At 50.4% G+C, this 10000-nt stretch carries 9 protein-coding genes; 3 read left to right on the top strand and 6 right to left on the bottom strand.

The genetic code is table 11. The features are described from left to right. Both tfrB and LDL35_RS00250 read left to right on the top strand, forming a co-directional pair. On the top strand, positions 1-1451 hold a 1451-nt coding region (gene tfrB / locus LDL35_RS00255; RefSeq protein WP_369694871.1), incomplete at its 5' end, for a fumarate reductase (CoM/CoB) subunit TfrB. After that, a complete protein-coding gene (locus LDL35_RS00250; RefSeq protein ID WP_304018320.1) occupies positions 1451-2716 on the top strand; it encodes a DNA methyltransferase in 1266 nt (421 codons plus the stop codon). The genes tfrB and LDL35_RS00250, both read left to right, overlap by 1 nt. 166 nt (positions 2717-2882) lie before the next feature. Here the strand turns inward: LDL35_RS00250 and LDL35_RS00245 are convergent, their stop codons facing one another. The 4 genes from LDL35_RS00245 to LDL35_RS00230 all read right to left on the bottom strand — a co-directional run bounded on the left by LDL35_RS00245 (position 2883) and on the right by LDL35_RS00230 (position 7247). Next, positions 2883-4034, bottom strand: coding sequence for an FAD-dependent oxidoreductase (locus tag LDL35_RS00245; protein ID WP_304018318.1), 1152 nt, complete (start codon positions 4032-4034; stop codon positions 2883-2885). A 48-nt stretch (positions 4035-4082) separates the two neighbouring features. After that, on the bottom strand, positions 4083-4610 hold the full coding sequence (locus LDL35_RS00240; protein WP_304018317.1) for a hypothetical protein: 528 nt from the start codon (positions 4608-4610) through the stop codon (positions 4083-4085). A gap of 61 nt (positions 4611-4671) precedes the next feature. Beyond that, positions 4672-5649, bottom strand: coding sequence for a hypothetical protein (locus tag LDL35_RS00235; protein WP_304018315.1), 978 nt, complete (start codon positions 5647-5649; stop codon positions 4672-4674). Next, positions 5646-7247, bottom strand: coding sequence for a hypothetical protein (locus LDL35_RS00230; RefSeq protein ID WP_304018313.1), 1602 nt, complete (start codon positions 7245-7247; stop codon positions 5646-5648). Before LDL35_RS00230 ends, LDL35_RS00235 begins: the two co-directional genes overlap by 4 nt. A gap of 208 nt (positions 7248-7455) precedes the next feature. Here LDL35_RS00230 and LDL35_RS00225 point away from each other — a divergent pair, with 208 nt between their 5' ends. Next, complete coding sequence (locus LDL35_RS00225; protein ID WP_304018311.1) at positions 7456-9009, top strand: M48 family metallopeptidase; 1554 nt, start codon at positions 7456-7458, stop codon at positions 9007-9009. On the opposite strand, the gene LDL35_RS00220 is transcribed toward LDL35_RS00225, so the two are convergent. Both LDL35_RS00220 and LDL35_RS00215 read right to left on the bottom strand, forming a co-directional pair. After that, positions 9002-9451: a hypothetical protein gene (locus tag LDL35_RS00220; protein WP_304018309.1), complete on the bottom strand. Its 450-nt coding sequence runs from the start codon at positions 9449-9451 to the stop codon at positions 9002-9004. The two genes, LDL35_RS00225 and LDL35_RS00220, sit on opposite strands and share 8 nt — an antisense overlap. A 1-nt stretch (position 9452) precedes the next feature. Continuing rightward, positions 9453-10000: M13-type metalloendopeptidase (locus tag LDL35_RS00215; protein ID WP_304018308.1), on the bottom strand; the 548-nt coding region annotated here is incomplete at its 5' end.

Genomic DNA, 10000 nt, shown 5'->3' with positions numbered 1-10000 from the left:
TCCTGATGCAGGTTTCCGTCCAAGTCGCGCGGTTTAACCCGGACACAGATGCAAAACCCCACCTTGAACTCTGGACCGTAGAGGTTGAAGAAGGTGCGCGGGTTCTCAATGTTCTGGATGCGATTCACAGCCGGGATCCCACCCTTACATATAGGTCCAGTTGTCGCGCAGGTCAGTGCGGGAGTTGTGCGGTCAGGGTGAATGGAGAACCGGTCCTTGCCTGCACTGAAGAGGCACGGGAAGGTATGGTCATCGAACCACTCGATCTTCCGGTTATCAAAGACCTGATGGTGGATCTGGTCTCCGGTATATCCTCCATTCCCAGAATTCATACCTGTGAGTGTGGCATTCTTCCAAAACAGGAGGAGATAGAGCGTATAAAACCACGCCGTGACTGTATCGAATGCCTCTCCTGTGTCTCGATCTGCCCGGCGATGAAAGTCACTGATTTTCTGGGGCCTACCTCTATGCGCTCCCAGATGCGGATAGCCCTTGACCCCCGTGAACCAGGAAACCGGATCCGCGAAGCCCTGTCTCAGGGTCTCTTCACCTGTACCAGCTGCAACCGGTGCTGGCGGGTCTGTCCGAAAGATATCGAGATCCCGGGAAAAGCCATTGAAAAACTCCGAGAGATTGCAAACCGTGAAGGACTTACCCTGCCCAGACACCGGGAAGTTGCTGAACTGGTGAGAACGACAGGCAGGAGCGTTGAGCCGGGTAAACAGGTCTTCCTTGATCTCGTGGATGAGGTCATTGAGCCATATGGAGAGGTGAAGCGTGAAGTAGGATTCTTCTCTGGTTGTATGTTCAATGCCCGGCTTCCTGAACGGGCCATGGATATGCTTGAAGTGATGCGAAATGCCGGTATCAGGGTGATCATTCCAAAAGAGCAGGTCTGCTGTGGATCTCCGCTTATCAGAACCGGACAGACCTCATTCCTGAATGATCTGAAAGAAAAGAATATCCGGGCATTTCAGGATCGGGGAATTCAGACGGTCATGACCATGTGTGCAGGGTGTGGCGCGACACTCAAGCATGACTATGAGACTCCTTTTGAAGTCAAAGATGTAACAGAGATTTTGACCGATGCAGGTCTTCCATCTCTGACAAAAGTCCCGGTGACGGCAACCTACCATGATCCCTGTCACCTGATGAACGGCCAGCAGATAACAGAGCAACCCCGTAAGATCCTTGAAAATGCCGTGGAGCGTTTTGTTGAGATGCCTGCACAATGCTGTGGGTCTGGTGGCGGTGTCAGGTCAGGGCTGCCTGATGAAGCAGCGGCACTTGGAGAACTCAGACGGGCTGCTATCAAAAAAACCGGGGCTGATATCGTCGTGACAATCTGTCCGTTCTGTGAATACCATATCCAGGAGCACAGTGACCGGCCGGTGAAAAACCTCATGACGGTTCTGGTGGAAGCACTGGGTAAAAAACCTGCAACGCTGTGATGAAGCGGGATCCTTCCTTTGTCCACGAGTACCTGCGGATGTTTTCCCTGCCTGATCAGGATGGTCAGACCACGCTCCAGCTGGACCAGACAACCCGGTGTGATACGGTGTGTATCAACGGTGCGGAGTTCTGCAGGTATACCAATGAGTTCTGGACCGCACGACAGCGGCAGGCATCAAGACTTCAGGAGATCTCGTACCGGGCCTGTTTTAAACCCCAGCTCCCCCGGTTTTTCATAAGTCTCCTGACTGATCCGGGAGAGATAGTCTATGATCCCTTTACCGGCAGGGGCACAACACCACTGGAGGCGGCACTGCTTGGCCGTCAGGTCATCTCCAATGATATCAATCCGCTCTCCCGCATCCTGACTGAACCCCGGCTTTCTCTGCCGGTGTATGAAGAGATAAGGGCACGCCTGTATGCAATCCCTGACAATCCCGAAGTAACCAGCGGGATCGATCTCTCGATGTTCTATCATCCTGATACCCTTCGAACCTTGTGCAGTATCCGTGAGTACCTCCTTGACCGGGAGAAGCGGGGAGAGCTTGATAGAACCGATGCATGGATCCGGATGGTTGCAACAAACCGGCTGTCCGGTCACTCACCTGGTTTTTTTTCAGTCTACACACTCCCACCGAATCAGGCGGTAACCCCGGAACGTCAGATTACCATCAACCGGGACCGGAACCAGATCCCCCCTTACCGAAATGTGAGGGAGATAATTCTGAAAAAGTCACGCTCGTTACTCCAGGGGATTGATCATAAACAACGGGAGAACCTCATCCGTGCGGCAGATTCCTCACTCTTCCTCACCGGTGATGCACGACATACTCCTGAAATCCCGGATAATACCATATCCCTGACTGTCACCTCTCCTCCGTTCCTCGATATCGTACAATATGCCACCGACAACTGGCTGCGGTGCTGGTTTAATGGTCTTGATGCAGAGGAGATTGGAAAACAGATCACCATCACCAGAAAACTTGTTGACTGGGAGGGGGTTATGAGGGATGTATTCAGGGAGCTGTTCCGGATAACAAGACCGGGCGGATATGTTGCATTTGAAGTCGGTGAAGTCCGGAACGGCTCTGTCAGACTTGATGAGCATGTCATCCCCCTTGGGATCTCAGCAGGGTTTACCTGTACTGCCGTTATCATCAATCAGCAGGATTTTACCAAGACTGCGAATATCTGGGGGGTGAATAACATGTCAGGAGGGACGAATACCAACCGGATTGTTTTATTCTATAAAAACCCTGAATGAGGTGCCCATTCGGTTTAGTAAAAAGAATAAACATATTCCAACTCCTGTTAGTAATGCGATGATCGATTTCTTCTCTCTTGACCTGGCTATACAGGATCAAAAATACAGGTTTATCCAAAAATATTCAGGTGATCCCTGCATGGGAATGGTTTACCTCTCAGTCTGACTACTGTGTCATCAGGTAGTCAAACGCTGAAAGGGCTGCTTTTGCTCCTTCACCACAGGCAATGATGATCTGTTTTCCTGCAACTGAGGTGACATCCCCGGCAGCAAATATGCCCGGAGCACTGGTCCGGCAGTCAATGTCTATTATAATCTCCTTCTGATCATTGAGTTTGAGTAGTCCCTCAACAAAGGAGGTATTTGGAATCCATCCTATCTCCGTGAACAGTCCGTCAAGCTTTAACGTCTTCTTCTCACCGGTCTCCCGGTTTGTAATAATAATGCCTGAAAGCCGGTCATCTCCGATAAGTTCAGACACTTCATAACCGGTATGGGTGGTGATGTTCTGCTTTTGCGCGTATTGTGAGGTGTACACCGCATCGGCCCGGATACTGCTCCTGACAATGAGATGAACCTCTTTTGCAATACCACTCATCTCAAGTGCAGTCGTGAGCGCTGAGTTCCCCCCTCCGACAACTCCGACCACCTTCTCTTTAAAGATCGGCCCGTCACATGTTGCACAGACTGAAAGACCCCTTCCGATGAACTCTTCTTCTCTTGCGACTCCGAGTTTTCTTGGCTTTTTTCCCTGGGCGAGGATTATTGTTTTTCCTTTATATTCCTGGTCTGATACGGTTTTCACCAGGAATCCGCCACTGGTCGGGAGAAGAGAGTTGACCTGATCAAGTTCTATCCTGATCTCAAGTTCCCGGATCTGCTCTTCAAACTTCGCCATCAGGTCATCACCGGTGATCATCCGGTATCCCATGTAATTCTCAATATTCCAGCTCTCAAGAGCCTGACCGCCGATGTCAGGTGATATCATCAGGGTTTTCAGATTCTTCCTGACACAGTATAACGCAGCAGTCAGACCTGCAGGGCCCGCACCGACAATAATCACATCAAACATATCAGGCTTTTTTCCGGTGGTAAACAGGGCCCTGAGTTTGTCTGTGTCAAACCCGACTATGACCTCATCACCTGCAACGATGACCGGAACCCCATATTGTCCTGAGAGTTCAACCATCTCCTTGGCAGCTTTCCGGTCAATTCCCACATCTACCGACCGGTATGGGATATTATTTCTGTCTAAAAACGCTTTTGCAAGCCGGCAGTAGGGACAGTTCTGAGTTGAATAGACCGTGACCTCTGGCATATGAGATAGGTATATGTCGGTCACGTAAAAAAAAGAAGCGGGGCAGGATTATTCCCTGCGTCCAAGAAGGAATAATGCAAGTCCGGCTGCTATCGGAGCGATGAAGAGCGGTGCCTTCGTCTGGGTCTCTGTTGCTACCGGTGTTTCCTCATCGGTCGGGACATTGGCAATGGTTCCAGACTGGGACGGGGTGACTGATGCATCGATGCTCCCCTCCTTTCCGGGGGTGAAGGTCAGATCAAGTTTTTGAGACTCACCTGCATAGAGTTTGACCTTCTGGGCAGCCTGCTGGTCTCCAATCCAGAAGGTGATGTACTCACCGATCTGATCTTCTGCCCCATTGACTACCAGACGGCGGTCGAAAGTTCCTGCTCCGCCATATGCACCGGGAGCAGTAGTGGTGATGTTCCCAACTTCGGTCCCATTTACTTTCGCGATAATTATTGTTCCAACTTCTGCGGGCGTTTCGTTTATTGATACATTTCCATAGAATTCATATGGCAGCGGAGGAATTGCTGATACTCCCACGGCCAGGAGAATAATAAACAGAAAGCATAGTCCGGTTTTGTACATCATGTTCCAAGTCTCCATTCTGATATGTCCTAAGAAAAGGGAGTATAAAAATATAGGGTTTGTTTTACGCACCAGGGCTGAGTGTGCCGGGCGCATCAAGATAAATCCAGAATCCCTCTCCCGGAGTCAGCGTAATCTGGCTCTGTCCGCCTTTTATACCTGCATCCCGGTACTGTTGCCTGGCAGAGTCGTATGAGACAACATATGACCATGATGAGATCCCTGACAGGGCCGTTTCAGCAGATTGCGGTAAGGTGCCGCTGATCCCTGCAAGGTTCCAACCCGCGTTCAGGTTCTTCGGTCCGGTCGGTGATCCTTTCACGGTCAGAGGAATGGTGACCGGACTGGTTGTGTATATCCAGTATCCGGTCATGGGGATCAGCCGGTCTCCTTTCCCTATCGTTATCCACCCGGATGAAGGATCATATGTCAGAATTGAATGGCCTGCACTCTGAACATCTTTGAAAATATCCGCATACTCAAAACCGGCAGCAGGCTGCATGGGGATACTGATAAGGTTCCATCCGGTCTGCAGAGTGACCGGGATATCCTTTGTTGATGGTTCTGCCGGAGCTGTGCCTCCGGATACCGTTACCGTCCCGCTCTTTGCTTCTGCCTGAAGGGGGTTTCCTGCATCATCATCGATCTGGAGGTTCTGAAGAGTAATCTGTGCGGTCCCGCTTCCGGCCGCCTGTACTGAGAGGGTGGCCAGGGTGACCTGTGTTGCACCTGCCTCAACGCCGCTGTTCAGATCAATGGCCCGGAGAGCATACGATCCCCCGTCACCAGGTACTGCTTCAGAGAGGGCAGCCCATGAAGGAAATGTTGCTCCGGTCACCAATGCTACTGCAGCATTGTCAGACTGCACGGTCATCTGATACCCGGATATTCCCGTTGATGCCGAGTCAAGCAGGACATCTATGGTACCTGTATTTCCAGGCGAAAGTGTTGCAGGCTGTATGGATACTGTCGCGCCTTGTACTCCTGAAATGACAACTCCTGTCATAATAATCAGGATGATCCATGCTGGTGAAAATTTCATGATTGAATCTCCGTAAATAGTGCCTGGACATCGCTCAGATCCAGGGCTCCGTTCTCATTAAAATCAAATGCAGATACATATCCCTGACTCTGCAGCCAGGAGAAATACTTGAAGAATACCGTCGGATCCTGCAGATCCATCTCTCCATTTCCGTTCATATCCTCATATCTGCCATCACCATCAGGGTCAGTCGGGACCGGGCCGTCTCCACCCAGTGGGCCGATCGCAGGTTCTGCCGGAACCGTCACTTCTGGCAGTGGTTCAGACTCTGAAACCGGCTGGACAGTACTCCCTTCAACCTCAAGGATCCAGAGGTCACCACTCGAATGATCTCCTGATATATCTCCATCTGATGATGCGGTCATACCGGTGATCATGAGCGTATCAGTATTGGTACGTTTCACCCAGGATCCGCGATCAACTGATGAGCCTCCGATCTGTCTGTACCAGAGCAGGTTCCCGTCACCATCCACTTCAGCAATCAGCAGATCTGCCTCACCATGATTCCCGGTAAAGTGGCCATCAACCGAGTAACTGTCACCAACAAGGTATGCTCCTCCTCCCGGTGATGGCTCAAGTTTCCAGACATTGTCACTAAAGCTTCCGCCATAGGCCTGTTTCCAGACAAGGGTTCCATCAGGGGCAATCCGCATCAGCCAGACATCTCCTGCTCCATGGTTTTTCCCGACATCACCATCCCCTGATGCAGTGACTGCAGCAACCATGAGGTCCCCTGATGCAAGTTCGATGACCGAATGGCCCCATTCCAGTCCCGACCCTCCAAAGGAACGCTCCCAGATCACGGTCCCGTTCAGATCGGTTTTTAAAACCCATACATCACTGCTCGTCCGGTTGCCGGAGACCATGCCATCGGTTGAGTTGGTATTTCCACACGCAACGAGGGTATTGTCTTTGGTCAGGGTAATACTGGCCCCGCTGTCACGTCTGCTCCCGCCATAGGTCTGTTCCCACAGAACGGTTCCATTCCTGTCCAGTCTGATAAGCCAGAGATCTCCCCCCCCGAGTTGTCGTCTGATATATCCGTCTGAAGACATGGTATACCCGCACAGGACATATCCCCCGTCCGGCAGTAAAACAAAGTCCGATCCCTCATCAGTCAGGCTGCCACCAAGGGCCCGATCCCAGCGGATATTTCCGTCCGGTCCAAGATTAATAAACCACAGATCACCGTTTCCATGATAACCGGTTACATCACCATTGTATGAACCGGTGGTGCCGATGACTGCTGCCCCTCCATCCGGAAGATTCCTCACAGACAACGCATAATCAGTCTCATTTCCCCCGAAGAGTTTCTCCCAGATGATAGACCCGTTCGTATCAAATCTGAGGACCCAGGCATCGCCATTCCCCAGGTGTTCAAGATTAATAGATTGATCCGGATATGCTACACCGCATACGGTTGTATTCCCATCAGGTGAGGTATCCAGGCCATACCCCCATTCAGCCCCCTCAGGAAGTCCGAATACCTGGTTTTTCAGTATATCTCCCGGCGCCGCCCCATATACCATTACCGGGAGTATTGCAAGGACACCGAAAAGTATCAACGAGTAATGCCTCAGCACGATTCTCTCCCCCATTCTGAAATATTCGGAGAAAGTCAATATAAAGGTTCTTCAGAAGCTTCCCTGTTCAGTCCGAAATACCTCCCTCATGTCGATGTGTTCTGTCATCGTTTTGGCCATATGGCATGAGAGAGCGTAAACAAGCAGTATTGATTGGGGATACCCTTTCTTCGTGAGAAAACCATATCTTAAGAAAGGTTTGATTCGGGGTCAGGTGTGTTCCATGATGGATGAAGATATTCAGATATTGTATAAAAATGGGATTGAGGCATATCGGAGAGGAGAGTTACAAAAGGCATCCGATCTCCTGATGCAGGTGGTTGAGGCATCAGAAGAAGATCATCGTGCCTGGAATGCCCTGGGGGTGGTCTTTACCAGGATGAAAAAATATGAAGATGCAGATGTGTGCTTTGAGAATGCGCTTACTCTTGACCCCTCCAATGAAGTGTACATGAGAAACAGGGAGAAGAATCAAGGCCATATGAAAAAAAGTGTGAAGGATCAACTCTCCACAGTACACCTCCCACAGCTTTCAGAAATTCCAGTTTTGTATCGTGTCATAGGGATTGTTGGCATTATCGCCCTTATTGTTATTCTTGCCCTGGTTCTCCCTCCAGTTCTCAATCCTCCTCCACAAGCCCTGTCATCCGGAGAGATCCCGGTGAACATTGATATCACCGATGATCTGGTTATCATCAATAATCCCGGAGGGCCGGGCTTGGAAAAGGTGCAGAAATTTGAGATAACCGTAAACAATCAGAGCATGGACTCACTCGGCCCCGCCCCTCGCATATTGAATCCATATCCTCCCTCAACCCTGGCAATCCCTATTGATGACCTCTATCCGGTCTCTGACAATAATATCGTCACATTCCGGGTGACTGCACTGTTCCAGGATGAATCTTCCCGTGAAGTATTGACAAAGACTCTGACCCTCCCGGTGATAGAGGAAGAACCGGTTATCGAAGAACCGGTATTCATCCCTCATGATCCGCTGTTTAAAACCGGGGATGTTCTGCTCAGAAAAGAGAATGGGACCTATCTGCTCATCTCAGAACTTCTGCCAGATAACCAGTACCGGATTTTGGAATTAATCAGACGAAATGACGGGTACTTTGTAGTTCAGCCAGGCCTTGCCAGGAATGGAAGCATGCAGGAGTATGAGTCACAGTATCAGAAAACGGCAGAGCTGCCGGTACCGGCTGATTCAGTATTCAAACCCGGAACTCCCTATCAGGCACGAAGCACCACGACCTCTTCAGCAGGAAAAAACCCTCTCTATGTACCCGGTGATCTCATCTCCCGCTCATCAGGATCGACCCAGGAGGTACTGGTTGTCCTTGGATATGATCCGGCAACCGATGAATATGCAACTGATACGATAAGCAGATACTACACGGGAGAATGGGGGTACCGTCCTGATACCACTGCCGAATGGATGACTAGGGCCGATCTTGAACGCACCTACCCTGCCAGAGTAAACCGGATTGCTCTCAGCCAGATAGGAATAGGGGCAGACTCCTCCCCTCCGGGTACAGAGCCCAAATATCGGGAAGGTGATATCGTTGCCCGCGACCGGGGTGCAGATGCCGCACAACTCCTCATCCTCTCGTACGATCCAAAGACCGGAGAGTACGGTACGGATATCATCCGTCGTTCATATGATGGAGGATGGGATAGGGATGGGAAGAATACCCCTGTGCTTCGTTCAACCCTTGAACGGGAGTACCCATACAAGGCCAGAAATGTGGATGTCTCTCTTGTAAAAATCAGATAGAGGAGAATTCATCTGGAATAACAGGAGCGGGCGCAAGAGAGGAGGGCTCCCCCATGATAATAATGGGGATAGAGAGATTTTTTTCTTCATACCCGTCCGCATGAGCAGAAATGATAAGGCGATACATGCTCTCAGGTTCAATAAGCGAGATAGGAACCCGTGCAGAGAATGATCCATCCGATGTTGTGTTTGCCGTTGTATTCATGCCTTGAAACTGAAACACCATTCGTGCCTGCACCGGGGTATTCTCCTCTCCAGACACCGTCCCCTTTATCCTGATAATGTCACCCGGACTATAATAACTCCGATCTGTTTTTTCCTGAATATTCAGGAATTTTTCATCAGCTCCTTGTACCGGGTTTGCCGGTATCGAAGGGATGAGGACGGAAATGACCATCACCATCGCAGTTATTTCATACAGGTTTGGAATTATTCGCATCATATCACCAGAGTCGTGCCCGCTCAGTCTCGTTCAGGTAGAGTGAATCACCGGGATTGATATCAGGAAATGCCTCATAGAATGCATCCAGGTGGTAGGGGATAGTATTTACCCTGAACTTGTTCCAGGGATGATCCTCTGAAGCGGTAACATTGCGCAGATTCTCATCGGTAATATTCCCCCGCATGGCCTGGGCAAATGCAACAAAGAACCGCTGCCTGTCAGTCAGGCCGTCAATTCCCGGTATATCCAGTGTATCGGGATCTGATCGGGATTTGAGAAATGCATTATATGCCAGCGTAAGCCCTCCAAGATCTGCTGAACTCTCTATCAGCATCCGTGTCCCGTTCAGGGTCAGGTTATCAAGAACCTGCGTTGAATTGACCTGCACTATCAGGGGCCATGCAGCATGGAAATACTCGTTTGCATCACTGTCAGTCCACCAGTTCTCCTTTTTCCCATCCGGGTGATACTGCTGGCCACCAATGTCGATCATGTGAATGAGTTCATGGCCATACACCCAGCCGAATGAACCGTAATTCCAGGCATCAT

The organism is Methanospirillum hungatei (assembly GCF_020216685.1).
GTDB classification, from domain to species: Archaea; Halobacteriota; Methanomicrobia; order Methanomicrobiales; family Methanospirillaceae; genus Methanospirillum; species Methanospirillum hungatei_B.
The sequence above is the reverse complement of the archived record's forward strand: the minus strand, read 5'-3'. Positions and strand labels throughout refer to the sequence as shown.